Annotated in this window: 10 protein-coding genes; 3 read left to right on the forward strand and 7 right to left on the reverse strand. The window is 67.2% G+C overall.

What is annotated here, in order from left to right; all coding sequences use genetic code 11:
* Window positions 1–74: 74 nt before the first annotated feature.
* From recD to CU110_RS13275, 6 genes are read right to left on the reverse strand one after another with little or no spacing between them, the layout of a single operon-like run.
* Window positions 75–2,234, reverse strand: coding sequence for an exodeoxyribonuclease V subunit alpha (gene recD, locus CU110_RS13250; RefSeq protein ID WP_084209321.1), 2,160 nt, complete (start codon window positions 2,232–2,234; stop codon window positions 75–77).
* Window positions 2,227–6,465, reverse strand: a complete 4,239-nt coding sequence (recB, locus tag CU110_RS13255) for an exodeoxyribonuclease V subunit beta (RefSeq protein ID WP_127736290.1) — start codon at window positions 6,463–6,465, stop codon at window positions 2,227–2,229. The genes recD and recB overlap by 8 nt, the downstream gene beginning before the upstream one ends.
* The gene (locus CU110_RS13260; RefSeq protein ID WP_127736293.1) at window positions 6,462–8,549 is read right to left on the reverse strand and encodes an exodeoxyribonuclease V subunit gamma; all 2,088 of its coding nucleotides are present in this window, start codon (window positions 8,547–8,549) and stop codon (window positions 6,462–6,464) included. Before CU110_RS13260 ends, recB begins: the two co-directional genes overlap by 4 nt.
* A complete protein-coding gene (locus CU110_RS13265) occupies window positions 8,549–10,492 on the reverse strand; it encodes an exodeoxyribonuclease V subunit gamma (protein ID WP_127736296.1) in 1,944 nt (647 codons plus the stop codon). Before CU110_RS13265 ends, CU110_RS13260 begins: the two co-directional genes overlap by 1 nt.
* Window positions 10,493–10,531: 39 nt before the next feature.
* Window positions 10,532–11,896 carry an MFS transporter gene (locus CU110_RS13270; RefSeq protein WP_127736299.1) on the reverse strand — a complete coding sequence of 455 codons (1,365 nt, stop codon included), beginning with the start codon at window positions 11,894–11,896 and terminating at the stop codon, window positions 10,532–10,534.
* Window positions 11,897–11,910: 14 nt separating this feature from the next.
* Window positions 11,911–12,330: a DUF1499 domain-containing protein gene (locus CU110_RS13275; RefSeq protein WP_077379176.1), complete on the reverse strand. Its 420-nt coding sequence runs from the start codon at window positions 12,328–12,330 to the stop codon at window positions 11,911–11,913.
* A 216-nt stretch (window positions 12,331–12,546) separates the two neighbouring features.
* Between CU110_RS13275 and sbcD the strand changes: the two genes are divergently transcribed.
* Genes sbcD through CU110_RS13285 form a run of 3 tightly spaced genes read left to right on the forward strand, consistent with a single transcriptional unit; the run spans window position 12,547 to window position 17,346 of the window.
* Entirely contained in the window at window positions 12,547–13,074 is a 528-nt protein-coding gene (gene sbcD / locus CU110_RS17290) for an exonuclease subunit SbcD (protein WP_240665392.1), read from the forward strand.
* Complete coding sequence (locus CU110_RS17295) at window positions 13,043–13,948, forward strand: exonuclease SbcCD subunit D C-terminal domain-containing protein (protein ID WP_240665393.1); 906 nt, start codon at window positions 13,043–13,045, stop codon at window positions 13,946–13,948. Before sbcD ends, CU110_RS17295 begins: the two co-directional genes overlap by 32 nt.
* Entirely contained in the window at window positions 13,945–17,346 is a 3,402-nt protein-coding gene (locus CU110_RS13285; RefSeq protein ID WP_127736302.1) for an AAA family ATPase, read from the forward strand. Before CU110_RS17295 ends, CU110_RS13285 begins: the two co-directional genes overlap by 4 nt.
* On the opposite strand, the gene CU110_RS13290 is transcribed toward CU110_RS13285, so the two are convergent.
* The gene (locus tag CU110_RS13290; protein WP_084209327.1) at window positions 17,347–18,114 is read right to left on the reverse strand and encodes an endonuclease V; all 768 of its coding nucleotides are present in this window, start codon (window positions 18,112–18,114) and stop codon (window positions 17,347–17,349) included.
* Between the last annotated feature and the right edge of the window lie 46 nt (window positions 18,115–18,160).

Genomic DNA, 18,160 nt, shown 5'->3' on the forward strand with positions numbered 1-18,160 from the left:
TGACATCCGTCATGTCCCCTCCTCCTGTCGAGCGCAGCGGGGCCAGACCTGACGATCATCCATCGGCGTCCGGTCTAGAGCACCAGCCCGCTGGCTCTCACCACGCGTCGTTCAATGGCGCCTTCCAGCGTCTCGCGGCGGGTGCCCGCCAGCGTGACCCGCGACTTGGCCCGCGTGATGCCGGTGTAGACCAGCTCGCGAGTCAGAATCGGATTGGCACCCTCAGGCAACACGAATACCACATGGCGGAACTCGGAGCCCTGCGACTTGTGGACCGTCATCGCGAAGACCGTCTCCACCGCCTCGAGGCGTGACGGCAATACCGTGCGCACGCCACGGTGGAAGCGCTGGATCTCGGTGTCCTGCCCATCACGCTCGGCGTCTGACGATACCTCCTCCTCGACCGGGAAGAACACGCGCAGGCGTCCCCCGGCGGCGGGGTCCGGCAGGGTGATGCCGACATCGCCGTTGTAGAGCCCCAGCGCGCGATCATTGCGCGTCACCATCACCGGACGCCCGGCGTACCAGCCGCGTTCCTCGGCGATCAGGCCACGGCGCATCAGCACCCGCGCCACCCGCTGGTTGAGGCCATCGACCCCATAGGGGCCACGGCGCAGCGCGCACAGCAGCTGAAACTCGAGCAGCAGATCGATCACCTCTCGTGCCGGGCGCCGCTCACGCACGGCCTCCAGCGCCGGGCGATAGCCATTGACCACCAGCTTTTCCAGATCGCGGTCCTCCGGGCCGCTGAGCTTCAGCCAGGCGATATCGCGATAACCGGTCTTCCAGACGGCGCGCAGCGCCTGGCGGTCTCCGGCATTGCAGGCACGCGCCAGGGCACCGATACCGCTGTCGGCGGAGAAGCGGTAGCTCTTCTGCAGCACTACCACGTGATCGGCGAGTCGGCCGCGGTCTGCCGTGTCCTGCGTCTCCAAGACATCCGGCGTGGCGATGGCCTCATCCAGCGTTTCGCCAGTCAGGCGGGCGAGGTCTGCACACAGCGCCGGTGAGTAACGCGGCGGCAGCGCATGCTCGCAGAGATCGCCCAGCACGGCGCCGGCTTCCACCGAGGCCAGCTGGTCCTTGTCGCCGAGCAGAATCAGGCGGGCGTGGGCGGGCAGCGCGCCGAGCAGCGCCGCCATCAGGTCGAGATCGACCATCGAGGCCTCGTCCACCACCAGCAGGTCCAGCGCCAGCGGGTTGCCGGCGTGATGGCGGAAGTGGCGGGAATCCGGACGTGCGCCCAGCAGGCGGTGCACGGTGCTTGCCTCACGCGGGATGGCAGCGCGCACCGCGTCTGGCACCTCGAGCTTCGCCACCGCGCCACGGATCGACTCCGACAGCCGCGCCGCCGCCTTGCCGGTCGGGGCGACCAGTCGGATATCCAGCGCCCGCCGTTCATGCGGATGGCCTGTCTCATCGCTCTCGACACTGCCTACCACACCGCTCTCCACCTCCACACCGCCAGCTCCACCAGAGAGCGCCTGCGCCTGCAACAGTGCCAACAGGCGCGTGACGGTGGTGGTCTTGCCGGTACCGGGACCGCCGGAGATCACCGTCAGGCGCTGACGCAACGCCAGGGCGCAGGCCAGCTTCTGCCAGTCCGGCGCGCCATGGGGGTCCGGCTGATTGCTGGCGAACAGCTCACGCAGGCGCTCGCCCAGCGCATCACTGACCCGCGTCTCGCCCTCCTCGCTTGGCCCCATCCGCGCACGCAGCCCCGCCGCGACTTCACGCTCGGCCTGCCAGTAACGCCGCAGATAGAGGCGCTCGCCCACCAGCACCAGCGGGCGCAGCGGCAGATGCCCCGCCGGGGAGTCGGCCTGCGCCAGCACGCTGACCAGCCGCGATTCCGCCAGCTGCTCGGCCCAGCGGCCGGCATCGAGATCCGCCAGGAAGGCTTCCGGCAGGGCCACGCTGACCTCGGCAAGATGCGCCTCGGACTGCTCCAGCGGTGGCAGCGACAGGGTCGCGCGTGGCTCGGCCAGCGCCCGCGACAGCGACAGGCACACATGCCCGCGCCCCAGCTGGTGGCTGGCAAGCGCAGCCGCCAGCAGCACGCTGGACGGGGCCTCCGGCACATGACGCGCCATGAAGCGCACCAGATGGGCATCGACTCGCCTGAGCCAGCCCAGCTCCACCCACAGGCCGAGCGTCGCGAGCAGGGTCTCGGCAGTCGGGGCGTCAGGGGCAGCGCTGAGCTGCTGCGTTTCCAAAGGCGTGGCGTCAGACATCGAAGGCCCCCTGCTGGCCGCTTTGCGTAAGTGGCGTGGTGTCGGTGGTGTGAAGGAGCAGGCTGTCCAATGCGGAGCTGTCACCGCCCAGCCAGAGATCCAGCGCCTCGATCAGCGCCTGTGATGGCCGGCGCTGGAACACGCCGGGCGTCGCCATTCCGGGCGCCTCCCCCTCGGCGTCCACCGCAAGCGCGGGTGAGTCACCGCCGGCATCCAGGCCGCGCAGGAAGACATACAGCACGCCCCCCATACAGCGTTCGTAATCGTAGTCCTCGCCGAGGCGCGCCTTGAGCAGACGATGCAGCGCGAGGGTGTAGAGCACGTACTGCAGGTCGTAGCGGTGCTCGACCATCGCGCGGGCCAGCGACTCACCGAGGTAGTCCTCGGGGCGCTCGCCCAGATAGTTGGACTTCCAGTCCAGCACGTACCAGCGCCCACCGGACTGGAAGGTCAGATCGATGAAGCCCTTGAGCATGCCGTGCATGCGGCGTGGCGCGAGCCTGGGCCGCGAGCGCGGCAACGGCTCCAGCGCGGTGACCACGGCGTCCAGCGGCAGACTGCGCGCGTGCACGGCCGGCAGCCAGAATTCCAGCTCCGGCTGCCAGGCCTCGAGTCGGTTGAGCAGGATAGGCTCGCCCTCGAAGCCCTGCAGCGGACGAGTCAGTGCCTGCTCCAGCCAGTCGGTGAGACGTGGCTGCCAGCTGGCATCGAAGCCACCGAAATGCAGTCGCGAGCCCACCAGCCGCTCAAGCTCGCCGCGATAGTCATCCGCACCGAGCCGATCGAGATCCACCGCCTCCAGCAGCCCGTGCAGGAAGGTCCCCGGGCGCGGCCCACGCGGGAAATCATGCAGATGGATCTCGCCCACCGTCATCGGCAGGCCGCCCGCCAGCAGCGGGCCGGACTGGCCTGCCACCTCGCGGTCCGGGCGCGTCAGGCCCTGCTCGCCTTCTTCCAGCGCGATCTCGGTGGCGCCTTCGGGCACGCGGTCATCCTCGGCATCGCCGGTGTCTTCCAGCGCCGCCGTCACCTGACGGGCATCCGTGAGCAAGGCGGTGTAGGAGGCGATCCACCAGTCATCCTCGATACCGCCGGCGAAGTGACGCGCGCCGTGGAAGTGCTGATCGCGCTCCGCCGGTGGCTGATAGTCATGACCGGGCAACTCCGGCAGACCGGACACGCGAGCGAGTCCGGCCGACTGCTGTTCACACCAGCGGCGCAAGGCAGCCTCGATGGCGCTGGCCTCGATCTCCTCGTTGTCACTCATGCCGAGCAGATAACCGATGGCGGTGACGGGCAGGCTGAGCTGCTTGCTGAAGCCGCCCTTGCCGATGGGCGCCAGCCCCAGCCAGCAGGCGAACTTGGGACGCGTCAGCGCCACGTAGAGCAGACGCACGTCTTCTCTTAATCTTGCCTTATCAGCCTCCTTAATCATGTCCTTCGATGGCTTCTTGACCAGGATGCTGTCATCGAGCGCGTCATCCTCCTGATTGACTCTCCGAGCAGGCACTTCCTCGTCATCACCTCCCTGGTCATCACCTCCCACGTCAGCCACAGCCAGCCAGCGCTGCTTGAGGGTCAGCAGGCCGAAATTCCTGTCCGGCTCGGCGGCGCGGAAGCTGGCCATGAACGGCAGCAGCACGATGGGATACTCAAGCCCCTTGGACTTGTGGATGGTGACGACCCGCACCAGCCCCTCATCACTTTCCAGTCGCTGACTGAGGCTGTCGCTGTCCAGCGCTTCATGGCCGGATTCCAGTGCCTGATGCCACCAGCGCAGCAGCGCCTGTTCGCCATCGAGCCGCTGGGCAGCATTCTGGGCCAGCTCCCCCAGGTGCAGCACGTCGGTCAGGGCACGCTCCCCCCCGGCGCGGGCCGCCAGCCGCTCACCGACCCGGAAGTCACGCATCACGCCGCGCAGCATCGGCAGCACACCGCGCCGCTGCCAGTCACGGTGGTAGCCATCGAAGCGCTCGACCTCGCGCTCCCAGGCCAGCTCATCCACCACAAGACGCTCGACCAGCGAGAGGTCATCCGCCAGCAGGCGTGTCGCCAGCGCGGCGCGCAGACGACGGTCATCCCGCGGATGGGCCACGGCCTCGAACAACTGCAGCAGCTCGAAGGCCTCCGGCGTGTCGAACACCGAGCTCTTCTCGCTCAGATAGACGCTGCGGATACCGCCTTCGGCAAGCGCCCCACGCACCGCTGCGGCCTCGCGCCCGTTGCGTACCAGCACCGCGATATCGCTGGCGGCCACGCCCCGCACCGTCGAATCTCCCGCGTCCATGAACACCAGCCCCGGCTCGCCCGCCGCCAGGCGTTGTTGGCCCTCGAGCAGTGTCTGGATCTGGGTGCGGCAGGCGCGACTCATGTCGCGGCGATGCGCATCGGCGCTAAGGCGCTCACCGTTGGCCCACCACAGATTCAGTGCACAGGCGGCCTCTTCCCGGCCATCCGGATGCCGCAGCACCAGCCGGGTGCGCGTGCCCTGGGCCTCGACCGGCTGGAAGGGAATGTCCTCACTGCCGAAGGGCGCGGGATGCTGGGCGAACAGCGCATTCACCGCCGCCACCATCGCGGCGCTGGAGCGGAAGTTGCGCGGCAGGGTGAAGCGCGAGGGGGTGACCTGGCGCGCCGCCAGATAGGTGTCGATATCGGCGCCGCGGAAGGCGTAGATGGCCTGCTTGGGGTCACCGATCATCAACAGCGTGCTGGGTGTCTCGTCAGCGTCGTCGCTGTCAGTAGCGTCAACGTGCTGCTCATCGAGCGGCTCATCGCACGAGCCATCGCCCGCCGTCTGCGGATAGATGCGCCGGAAGATGCGGTACTGGACCGGGTCGGTATCCTGGAATTCATCGATCATCGCCACCGGCAGTTCCTGACGGATCTGACGCGCCAGACGCTGGCTGGCCTCGCCATTGAGCGAAGGGTCCAGCGCGTGGTCGAGGTCATTGAGCAGGTCCGAGAATTCCCAGAGTCCCAGACGGCGCTTCTCGCAGATCAGGGCGCGGGCGACGCTGTCACGCGCGTGCACGGCGACCTGATCCAGCAGCACGGCGTCCGGTGCCGGCACCTCGGCCAGCAGGTCCAGCGCCGCGAAGAAGGGGTGACGCGGCGTCTGGCAGTTCTTCTTGGTGCCCTTCTCGAGCTTGGCCTGGCTCAGCCAGCACAGCTTCTTGCTGTCGAGCATGTCGGCGGCGAAATCGTGCTCGCCGCTGGCCAGCCAGGCGGCTGTCGCCGCCAGGCGCGGCTCCAGCTCGGCCTCCTTGTAGCTGTTGCCGTTGAGCGCCTTGCTGGCGAAGGCCTCGCCCATCACCGCGCGGATGGCCGGCTCATCGAAGCTTTCCTCGACGGCGCGCCGCGCGGCCTGTTGTTGCTGACGCCACTGTTCGGCATTGCCGAGCAGATCGCTCAGGTCTTGCGGGGCCTCAAGACATTCACCGTCGCGATACAGCGGGCGTGGCGTGCCGTCACGCAACAGGCCGCGCAGCTCCTCTCCCAGTGCTTCCGGGCCGGCCCAGCGCCCACGGATCAAGGCCTGCCACTCGCGGGCCAGCGGGTAGAATTCGCAGCGCCAGTAATCCTCGACGCAACGTGTCAGCAGTGACTGACCATCCTGCAGCAGCTCGGCGCCGAAGCGTCCGCCGGCATCGAAGGCATGCCGACTGAGCATGCGCTGACAGAAACCGTGGATGGTGAAGATGGCGGCGTCATCCATCAGGCGCGCGGCCTGATCGAGCCGCCGTGCCGCCGCGGCCTTGAGGCGCGATGCGTCCTCGGCAGGTGAGGATGTCAGCAGCGGCGCGAGCAATTCGGCCAGGATCGGATCAGGACTGGCACGCCCCAGCAGCGCCTCACGCGCCTGCTTGAGGCGCGCGCGAATGCGGTCACGCAGCTCTGCGGTGGCGGCTTCGGTGAAGGTCACCACCAGAATCTCCGGCGGCGTCAGCGGACGCGGATAGCTCACGCTGGCCGCCTGCCCGGGCAAGGGCCCGAGCACCAGCCGCACGTAGAGCGCAGCGAGGGTGAAGGTCTTGCCGGTGCCGGCACTCGCCTCGATCAGATGCTGACCGAGCAGGGGCAGCGTCGGAATATCGAGGGCCTGGCCCTGCTGGCTCGGATCCATCTCGTCACTCATTGCCGCTTCCTTGTCCTGAGCGATGCCACTCCTCACGCCGCTCCCCACGTCACTCTCCACACCGCGCATGCCTTCCATTCTAATATCGCTCATGGTTGCGCCTTCCCGGTGGCAAGCTCCACCGCGCGCTCGCCGAGAATGCCCTGACGCACGCCGATCATGCTCTCGATCAACGGCTGATAGAGCTGCACGCTGTTGAGCACGCCGCCCGCACGGGCGAAGGCGTCAAACTCCGGCCACAGCTCGCCCAGCGCACCTTCCTGTCGCCTGAGTGCCTGGGGGCCCTTGAAGATGTCTTCCGTGAAGCGGGTTTCCATGGCGCGCGACAGGCTGTCGGCAAGCCAGGGCTTGTGGATGGCGGCCAGCGCCGTCTCAAGCGTTGGCGTGCCGTCAGCGGCCTGCGCCTTGAGTGCGCCGAACAAGGCACTGCGATCCTCCTCGCCCACTACCTCCCAGAGCGTGGTCGCCAGTTCCAGCGCGGCGGCCAGCGGCGCCTGCCAGCCCTGGGCATACGCCTTGACGAGATGGCGCAGCGCGGCTTCGGCCTGCTCGATACGCAGCGCGGGGAACAGCAGCCAGCGGTCCTCGAACACCGCCAGCCACTGATAGCCTTCACGGCGCGTGCCCTGATCACCCGCCACCTCCCCGAGGCCGGGGCGCGCGTTGGCCATCAGCCAGTCGAGATAGCCGGCCAGCAGACGATGCGGCTTGCCGAGCTTCTTGTAGCGGCCCTCCTTGCCGGGCTTGAGGGTGCCGAAGTGGGTCGCCTCCAACGTGGCCAGCAGGCAGCTCTCGCCCTCGGCGTCATCGCGCAGTTGCCGACGGCTGATCAGACGCGTGGTGAGCGTCACCCGCAAGGGCCTGCCGTCCTCATCCTGCATGATCAGCGGTACCTCGAGGGTGCGCGGCGGCAGCGAGGTGGCATCGCTGAGCTGATCGCGCCAGCTGGCCAGCTGCTGATCGAGACGCTTGAGGCGCGGTTCGATCAGCGCATCGGCAAAGCCCAGCGCCGGCAGGCGCCCGGCCCGGCGCAGACGTTCGGCGGCCAGCGGCAAGGATTGTCCGGTGAGCGCGGCGTCCAGCAGCTCGCGGGTCAGGGTGAAGTTCTCCAGCCCGTCGGGGGCGAAGGGTTCGTTGTCCTCATCCGGCACCTCGGCATCGCGGAAGCGCACTCCGACGCGGTCCAGCCCCAGCTGCCAGGGACGACGCAGGAAGCGCGCCAGCGAGTCCGCGCCGAGACGCAGATGGGACTCCGGTGCCTGCTCCACCAGCTGCTTCAAGGCGGCCGCCCCCGCCGCGCTTGCCTGAGCCTGACCCGCCGCGCGATACAGGCTCGACCAGCTGGCGTCATAGCTGAACAGATCGCCAGCCGTCGCCTGGGAGGCATGGAAATAGCGCCGCGAGAACGGCTGCAATGGATGCTCGGTGATCAGACGCTCGCGCAGGGCAACTTCGCGAGAGACACCCGGTGCCTCGGCATGCGTCTCGGGGGTCCAGCCCAGCTCGATGTAATCAAGCAGTTCCCCGACCAGTACCGAGGGCGGCCGTTCGCCGTTGTCGCGCTGGTCACGCCCGACCCACGAGATCGACAGGCGATCCCGCGCCGCCAGCAGCGCCTCCAGGAACAGGTAGCGATCATCGTCACGCCGTGAGCGGTCTCCCGGTTGAGGGCGGCTGGCCATCAGATCGAAATCCTGCGGCATGCGCACGCGCGGGTAGTCACCATCGTTCATGCCCAGCAGGTGCACTTCGCGGAAGGGAATCGCACGCATCGGCATCAGGGTGGCGAAGTTGACCCGACCGGCAAGGAAGCGCTGGGCGAGACCACCACTGTCCAGCTCGCCACGCAGCGCCTCGCGCACCACCTTGAGCGACAGACAGCCCTCGAAACCGGCCTGCTGCCAGCCCTTGTCGAGGCGGGAAAGCGCCGCCTGCAGACGCGCCAGAATGTCGAATTCCTCGGCACTGTCCGGGCTGAGGCTCTCCTCCCACAATCGCTGCAGCGTAGTCGCCCAGTCCGCTGGCGTACGCGAGGTGTCCAGCCAGCGGCGCCAGCGATCCAGGCTCTCGATCAGCTCGCCGACCTTGCCTGCCAGTTCGGCCTCGAGACCGGCCACTTCATCGAAGGGCACCACGCCATCGAAGCTCAGGCCGTTCATGTCGACAAGGCCGTCCATCAGGCCGTCAAGGCGTCCATCAGGCCGTCCATCAGGTCGGCGCTCTGCTCACCTTGTATTGGGGAGCCGGCCGCCTGGGAGCCTGCCGCCGGGGAGCCGGTGGCGTAGCCCAGCAGCATGCGCTCGAGCCCGAAGCGCCAGCTGTTCTCGTCGAGGGGCATGAAGCCGAGCTGCTCACGGTGCTCACCGGAGAGCCCCCAGCGCACGCCGCTGTCGGCCAGCCAGCGCCGCAGGCGCTCAAGTTCGCCCTCCTCGATGGCGAAACGACGCCGGAAGGCGGCGACATCCAGCGCATCCAGCACCTCGCTGACGCCGAGGCGGCGCTCCGGCAGCTCCAGCAGCATCAAGACCAGTCCGAGCAGCGGATTGGCCTGACTGGCCACCCGGTCGGCGATGGTGAAGGGAATATGGCGCGGATTGCCCGGCGGCAGCTGACCGAAGACCGCCTCGATATAGGGGGCATATCGGTCGATGTCCGGCACCATCACCAGGATGTCGCGCGGCCGCAGCGGTTCGCCCTCCCCCTGCCGGGCCGCCTCGTGGGCACGTTCGAAGGCCGCCAGCAGGCGGTCATGCAGAATCTCGACTTCGCGCAGCGCCGAGTGGGCGCTGACCAGACTGATGGAATCATCTTGCGCCTCCAGCCTGCGAGGACTTCCCTCGGCCAGGGCGCGCTCGCCGGGATGCACCAGCTCGAGAATCTCATCCTGGATCTGATGCAGCAGCGGTGCCTGCTCGGGGGGCGTATCCTCGCTGATGCGCGGCACGAAGACGTCCAGTTCGAGATCGAAACCGCTGTCGCGGCCGGACAGCGCGCTCTCGAATTCATACAGATTGACGATGAAGTCACGCCCCTGGGCACCCAGCCCGGCCAGCAGCGGATTGGCCTTGAGGTGCAGCTCCTCCTCCGCCAGCCCGGTCAGCGCCGGTGCCTCGGGGTGACGGGCACGCTGTCGCGCGACGCGCTCGCTGTCCATGCGCAGACTGTCGGCTCTCATACTGCGCCGCACGGCTTCGCGGTCGGAGACGATATCGCCCCAGTAATGACGGCAGGGATTGGTGATCATCAGGTAGATGTCCATCACCCCGGACAGCGCATGCAGCGCATCCAGCGTCTGCCCCGGCAGTGCCGAGATGCCGAACACGAACAGGCGTGGCGGCAACGGGTGGCGGCGTGATGAGGGCAGCGATTCCAGCGCGCGCGCAGCCGCGACGAAGCGACCATGCAGGGCGGCACGGTGATGTTGCCGGCTGCTGGGCGGCGCATCCGCCAGTACCGCGCGCCACAGGGCCGGCTGCCATTTCTGGCTGGCGGGCAGGTTGTCCGGCAGCAGATTGGCGGGCAGCTCGCCTGCGGCCTGCTGACGCGCGAAGGCATCGCGGAAGTTGTCATCCTCCAGCCCGCTCTCCCAGCTGCGCACCCACTCGGGGCGATAGTTGAGGTACTGGTCGAAGAGATCCGCCAGCTGGCAGGCCAGCTGCCACTGCTGACGCTCTGCCTCCGGCCCCTCGGGCAGTGCAGGCAGGGCACCCTCACCGACTGCCTCGATCAGCTGGCCACGCTCATCGCGACACAGGTAATCCCTGAGCGGCGCATAGCATTCCGCCTGGGATTCATCGGCCAGCAGGCCCGGCAAAAGGCGCAGCAGACGCCAGGCAAGCGGACCCTTGTCGAAGGGTGACAGCTCCGGAATCTCGTCGCCCAGCACGCCACCCAGGACCCCGCGATAGGCACGCCACACGAAGCTTGAGGGCAGTGGAAAATCGACCGAGGCAGCGATGCCATCGGCCTCGGCCAATGACAACCTCAGCCACTGGGCCATGCCGTTGGACTGGACGAGAAAGGTTTCCGGCACCAGCGGAGGCTGGGGAGCGGCCTTGATCACCTTGAGCGCCAGATCGCGCAGATCCTCGAGGTGATTGGCGTGAAGAACGGTAAACATGCGGGCATCCTGCTGGGAGGCGTGACGAGTGCCTCCATCCTAGCGTCGCCTCGGCGCTGGCCCAAACGAAAAGATTTCCATCAGCTCGCGGCCGCGCGGACTGAGCGCCAGCCACAGACCCAGCACCACGCCCATCAGCGACAGCGCCGCCACGTACCAGGTGGGCGACAGCGGCGAGACGGTCATCATCAGCGAGACCAGAATCGGCGTGAAGCCACCGAAGATGGCGTAGGCGACATTGTAGGAGAACGACAGCCCGGTGAAGCGCACTGCCGGCGGGAAGCCGCGGATCGCGATGCTCGGCACCGCGCCGACGATGCCGACGCTGAAGCCGGTCAGGCAGTAGAGCGGCACCAGCAGGCTGGGGTCCGAGTGCATGGTGGCCAGGAAGATCCAGTAGGTGATGCCCAGCAGAGCGCTCCACAGCACCAGAGTCACCCCGGCACCGATGCGATCGACCATGTAACCGGACACGATGCAGCCGATGCACACCGCCACGATCGCCAGACTGTTGGCGGAGAAGGCGGCGGCACGAGTCAGCCCCTCGAGCTCCGCGATCAGGCTCGGTGTCATCAGGATCACCACCACGATGGCGGCGGTCAGCACCCAGGTGACGGCCATCGCCACGGCAATCGCCGGACGCTGTTCACGCAGGATCATCTTCAATGGCAGCTCGGCGGCCAGCGCCTTCTTCTGCTGCATCTCGGCGAAGACCGGGGTCTCGTGCAACCAGCGACGCAGGTAGACCGAGAACAGCCCGAACACGCCACCGATGATGAACGGAATCCGCCAGGCGAAATCACTCACCTCTTCCGGGGTATAGACACTGTTGATGGCACTGGCCATCAGCGAGCCGAGCAGGATGCCGCCCACCAGCCCCATCGACAGGGTGCCGCAGGCCAGACCATTGTGACGCGGTGCGACGTGTTCGCTGACGAACACCCAGGCCCCCGGCACCTCACCGCCGACTGCCGCACCCTGGAAGATGCGCAGGATGATCAGCAGCAGCGGCGCCCACATGCCGATGACGGCATAGGTCGGCAGCATGCCCATCAGCAGGGTCGGCAACGACATCATGAAGATGGACAGCGTGAACATCTTCTTGCGACCCAGCGTATCGCCGAAGTGGGCCATGATGATGCCGCCCAGCGGGCGCGCCAGATAACCGGCGGCGAAGATACCGAAGGTCTGCACCTGACGTAGCCATTCGGGAATGTCGGGCGGGAAGAACAGCTGACCGACGACGGTGGCGAAGAACACGAAGATGACGAAGTCATAGAACTCGAGAGCGCCGCCGAGTGCGGACAGGCCAAGTACCTTGATGTCACCACGCTTGAGCGAATTTTCGTTGGGCAAATCGTGGGCAGCGGTGGCTGAGCCCGCTGCGGGGACGGAATCGTTCATGGATCTCTGTAGCTTCAGCTGCAGTAACCCCAGCCTTCTAGGCGATGACGGATATCCTCGACCCGCTGACGATTCTTGCCGAGGTCGGAATGTCCCATGCGTGACACGCTGCGTACATGACAGACGCCTTCCTGTTCATTGCAGACGATTTCCACGTCATCGACGAAGCCCAGCAGGGGCGTGTGGAATTCCGCATGCAGATAACCGTCATCCGTACTGATGATTTCCGCATGACCCATGGATTCGATGATGCTGTGCATCTTCTCCATCGCGCTCAGGCAACAGTCCGTCGGCATCGGGAGCGGCGCTACGTAATGCTTGCTGTCAGAGGCCTGGGAGCTGACCCCGTTGGGGGTACTCGGGGCTGGTGCCAGCAGCCCATCATGCAGGCCGAGGTTATCGGGGCGAGGTGAGGCAAAAAGACCGTGGCGCATTGCGATTCCTTCCTGTCATCTCTGGGCATCGGCAACGGCTTCCCATGTTGCCGGCCTGATTGTTGTTCACCCTGACGCTGCCATCGCCGGGGCTTGTCGGATTTCGACACAGGCCTCGACTTTCAGCGTAGCGACTTTTGTCGATTTTGCCCGTGAACGGGATTGATCCAGATCAACTGCCTGAAAATGCGCTCCAGACACCGCAAGGAACGCATCGTGAGCTTCCGCTTTCTGCATACCTCGGACTGGCATCTCGGCCAGAGCTTCCATGGCCAGAGTCGCCATGTCGAACATGCCGCCTTTCTCGACTGGCTGCTGGCACGGCTCAAGTGTCTGACCCCGGACGCCCTGCTGATCGCCGGTGATCTGTTCGATGTAGTCAATCCGAGCCTCGCCGCCCAGGAGCTGCTCTACGACTTCATCGTGCGCGCCCACGAGCAGGACGCGGCGCTCGAGATCGTGATGATCGCCGGCAATCATGACTCCGGCTCACGCATCGAGCTGCCAGCCGCATTGCTCGCGCGTCTCAAGACGCATGCATTGGGTCGCGTGCGCTGGGTGGATGATTCCGCCGACGGCGGCGATGCCCACAGCCTCGACTGCCAGCATCTGCTGGTGCCCTTGCATGATCGTGATGGCAAGCGCCGCGCCCTGTGTCTGGCGGTGCCCTTTCTGCGCCCGGCCGAGGTCACCGGCCTGGGAGCTGGCGAGGATGAGAGAGTCGCAGGACGTGGACAAGCCTGAGCGCACCCGCAGCGAGGCCTATCGCGCGGGAGTGGCCCGTGTGCACGAGCAGCTGGTCAGCGCGGCGCGTGCCGCCCGCCAGCCCGGCGAGGCGCTGATCGCCATGGGCCACGCGCACATGCGAGACGGCGAGGTCTCCGAGAACAGCGAGCGTCCGATCCTGATGGGGGGCGAAGAGGCGCTCTCGACCAGCCTGTTCCCCGACGACATCGCCTATGTGGCGCTCGGCCACCTGCATCGTCCGCAACGCGTGGGCGGCCAGGAGCGTATCCGCTATTGCGGCACGCCGCTGGCGATGGACTTCTCCGAGGTCGATTACGGTCACCGCGTGCTGGAGATCACTCTCGAAGACGAGACACTCGTGGGCGTCGAGGAGCATCGCGTGCCCTGCCATGTCGCGCTCACGCGCATCGGGCCTGCACCGCTGACCGAGATCACCGCCCAGCTCACGGCGCTGGTCGCCGAGGCAGACCGTGAACTCGAGCCGGCACGCTGGCCGTGGCTTGAGGTGAGCGTGCAACTGGAGGCGCCCGTGATCGACCTGCGCGCGCGCATCGAGGCGCTGCTGGAAGGCGCGCCGCTGCGGCTGATCAAGCTGGTCACCCGCTATCCGGCGCCCAGCGCCGAGAATCGCGCGCCCAAGGGCGTGAAGCTCGATGAGCTGGGACCGATGGGGCTGTTCGAGCGCCACTATCGCGCCACCTATGACAGCGAGCCGGCCCCGTCACTGATCGAGGATTTCGCCCAGCTGCTCGAGGAGGTCGAGATCGCGCGTGAGGCACGCCTGGCAGGGGAACCGAGCAAGACCACCAAGCCCAGTCGCCAGGACGACAAGACAGCCTCAGCAGACAAGGCCAAGGGAGGTCAGTCATGAAGATCCTCGCCCTGCGCCTCGACAACCTGGCCTCGCTGGCCGGCGCGCATGAAGTCGACTTCGAGAAGGCGCCGCTGTCCGATGCGGGCCTGTTCGCCATCACCGGCCCCACCGGCGCTGGCAAGAGCACGCTGCTCGATGCCCTGTGTCTGGCGCTCTACGGCACCACGCCACGCCTGCGCCAGACCCCGAGCGGCGGTCAGCTGGAGGATGTCGGCGAGCATCAGCTGACCCTCAAGGACCCGCGCAGCCTGCTCCGGCGCGGCTGCGGCGAAGGCAAGGCCGAGGTGGACTTCATCGGCCGCGATGGCCTGCGCTATCGCGCCGGCTGGACGGTCAGCCGCGCGCGCGGCAAGCCCGGCGGACGCCTGCAGAACGCCAAGCAACATCTCCAGCTGCTGCCCACGGCCGATGACACCCAGTCAGCTCAGACCCTCAATACCACCAGCAATGACGCCAAGGCGTTGATCATCGACAGACTGGGACTGAACTTCGAGCAGTTCACCCGCGCCGTACTGCTGGCCCAGAGCGAGTTCAGCGCCTTCCTGCGCGCCAACGACAACGAGCGCTCGGAGCTGCTGGAGAAACTGACCGATACCGGCCACTACTCCGATATCTCGATCGCCGCCCACGAGCGTGAGCGCAGCGCCCGCGAGGCCGTCAACGAGCTCGAACGCCAGCTGGATGGCCAGCTGCCGGCAAGCCCGGACGAGCGCCAGGCACTCGAGGATGAGGTCCGTCTACGCCAGACGGCCATGACCCGCCTCAGCGAACAGCATGATGCGCTGACGGCCTATCACCAGTGGACCACCACGGCGGGCGAGCTCGAACAGGCCCTGGGTCAGGCGCAGCTTGAACAGAAGGAGGCTCACGCCGCCAGTGCTGCGCTATCCCGTCAGCGCGAGCAACTCAGCGCCCTGGAAGCCCTCGCACCGATTCGCCCTGCCCTGCTGCGCCTCAAGGCGATCTCGCCGCAGCATGTCCAGCTGACCACGCAGCTCACCCGAGTACAGCAACAGCTCGGCACTCTGTCACCACGCACCGAGCAGGCCCGGGCCGACAAGCAGGCCGCCGATGAACGCATGCAGCGCTGCGAGACCTGGCGTGGCGAGCAACTGCCCAAGCTGGAAGAGGCCCGTCAGGTGGCCTCGCGTCTGGCGCAACAACGCGAGACACATGTCAGCCAGCAGAGTGAGCAGCAACGCCTGCGCGACACGCTCGTCCACCATCAGCAGGAGCTGGAGACACAGGATCGACAGCGCCAGCAGCTGGATCAGCAACTCCAGCAGCTGCAGGCGACGCTGGTCGACGAGTCCGGCCAGCCGCTGAGCGATGCCGAAGACCATCGGGACCAGCTGCAACGTCAGCGCGATGCATTGCTGCAGCTGAAACCTGTGCTCAGCGAGCAGATCAATGGCCTGGCCCGCCGTGATGAGGTCCAGCAGCGCCTTGTCGAGCTGGAGCAGCAGCTGCCTCGGCAGCAACAGGCGTTGCGCGATGTGGCTGCCCGGCAGGCCCAGGCATTGCAGGCCCGTGATCAGGCGCGCCACGAGGAAGACGCCGAGCGCCGCCAGCAGGAGCAGGAGCGTCTGGCACGCAGCGACAACGTGATGGCGCTGCGCCGTGGGCTGGTCCATGGCGAGGAATGTCCGGTATGTGGCAGCCATGAGCACCCCGCCGCCGCCCAGGCCGCGCCGGCCGAGGCGCTGATCGCTCAGCTGGAACAGCAGGCCCGCGAGCGCCTTGAACAGCGCCGACAGGCCACGGCCACCGCGCAGCACGCCATGGAGGCGGCCAGTCACGAGCACGCACGTCTCGAGCAGCAGCTCGGCTACCTGCAGGAGGAACAGGCGCAGCTGCACACGGAGCGGCAACGTCTGCAGCAGCAGGCGCAGACCTGTCAGTCGAACCTGACCGACATTCTGGCTCGGCATTCGCTGTCAGAGCAGCCGCTGCTTGAGTCCCTGCCCCAGCTGCCTGCCGCACGAGCACTGGAACTGATCGAGCAGCGCCTTGGCGAACTGGACGCCCGCCAGAACACGCTGGTGACGACGCTGCGTCAGCTGACGCCGCTGCGGGAGCAACGCCAGGCACTGGCGACACGCCACGCCACGCTGACGACGCAATGCCAGCATGGCGAAGCACAGCTTCAGCAATGTGAGGCACGCATCGCGGCGCTGGCGAGCGAGATCGAGCAGCTGAGCGGCACGCTTGCCCAGCAGCTGAGCGCAGACCCCAGGCGACAGCATGCCAGCGTGAGCGACTGGTCCGACTGGGTCGAATCGCTGACCACCCGCATGCGCAACGAGCAGGAGGATGCGCGTCAGGCGCTGCAGGCGCTGAGCGACCAGCAACAGCAGCTGACGCAGCAGCAGGCCAACCTGCAGCAACGCCAGACGGAGCTGCAAGAGGAGCAGCGCGCGCTCGACAGCGAACGCGCGCATTGGCAGGCCGCGAACCCTGGCCTGGATGACGCGCGTATCGAGGAGTTGCTGGCCGTCGAGGATCACGACCTGCAGGCACTGCGCCAGCAACTGCGTAGCGCCCACGAGCGAATCGCACGCGCGGATGCCCTGTGTGAGGAGCGCAATGCGCGTCAGCTCAAACACTGGCAGGCCGCTCGGACCTCCGACTGGCAGGCAGCGCTCGAACAGCTGGCAGCGCCCGCCCCGGAAGAAGGAGCCGCTGGCACACTGACGGATGCGCCGCCAGGGCCCGAGGACGACACCCGCGAGCTTGGCGAGGCGCTGGCCAGTCTGATCACGGCACTCAAGGCACCGCTCAATGCCGTGCGCGAGGCCCATCAGACGGCACAGGCAGCGATACTCAATGATGATCAGCGCCGCAGTGGCAGCGCCGCGCTTGCCGAGCGTCTCGCAGCCGCGCGGGCCGAACATCAGCGTTGGGGGGCGCTGTCGGAGCTGATCGGCAGCGCCAGCGGCGCCAGGTTCCGCACCATCGCCCAGGCCTTCAATCTCGAGCGCCTGATCGAGCATGCCAATCTGCACCTGACCAATCTGGCACGTCGCTATCGTCTGGCCCGCGGCGCCAGCCCGCTGGGACTGGTGGTGGTGGATACCGAGATGGGTGATGAACTGCGCAGCGTTCACTCGCTGTCCGGTGGCGAGACCTTCCTTGTCTCGCTGGCACTGGCGCTGGGCCTGGCGGGCATGGCTTCCGGCGAGCTGCGCATCGAATCGCTGTTCATCGATGAGGGCTTCGGCAGTCTCGACCCGGATTCGCTGGCGCTGGCGATGGAGGCATTGGATGGCCTGCAGGCCAGCGGCCGTCGCGTCGGGGTCATCTCGCATGTGGCCGAGATGCATGAGCGCATTCCGGTGCGTATCGCGGTGCGCCCCTCGGGCAACGGCCAGAGCCGTCTGGAGATCGAAGGCTAGCTAGGCATCACGGAGCCGCTTGAGACGCCGGCTGGCGAGCTGATCCGCCAGTCGGGTCGGCTCGGGCAGCTTGGTCTTGCCCAGACAGTGCAGGGTCATCGAAAGCGCCGTGTCCAGATTCATGCGCTGGCCCGGCGAGACGAACACCGGCTTGACCTTCGCGCGTGAGCGCAGCACGGCGCCCAGCTGGCTGCGCTGTTCGCGTCTGGGCAGCGCGGTGTCCTCGATGATGCCGAGCTCGGCATCCGCCTCGCGTACGCGATCCGTCAACGCGACCCAGTCACCACGCGCATCGCCCGGCTCGCCATGCTTGCCGCACAGACGCTTCTTGGCCACGCCGAAGGACGGCAGGTCACACCACAGGCCGAGATGCGCCGCCACGCCCAGGCGGCGCGGATGGGCAATGCCGTGACCGTCCACCATCAGGCATTCGGGCGGCCGCTCGAGTGCCTCAATGGCGGCGATGGCAGCGGGCAGCTCCCGAAATGACAGCAGGCCCGGAATGTAGGGCATGCGGGTCGGCTGACGGATCAGCTGCTGCTCAAGGGGTTCCAGCGTCGCCAGATCCAGCGTCACCACCGCCGCACGTGTCACCTCGCCTGCATCCTCGAAGCCGATATCGACCCCCGTGATGGTCGCCGGCCAGTCCTCGGAGCTTGCTCCCCAGGGCGGCGTCAGCGTCAGTCGCGTCGCCATTACGCGTTGCATGGCAACGGCGTCGGCAGGGTCGAGATTCCAATCGTGCAGTGCTGTCGTCCACTCACTCATGCACTTACTCATGCATTCCCTCACGGCGGTTGCGGGTCTCTCCCTC

Origin of the sequence: Cobetia sp. ICG0124 (assembly GCF_004006355.1) — a bacterium.
GTDB classification, from domain to species: domain Bacteria; phylum Pseudomonadota; class Gammaproteobacteria; order Pseudomonadales; family Halomonadaceae; genus Cobetia; species Cobetia marina.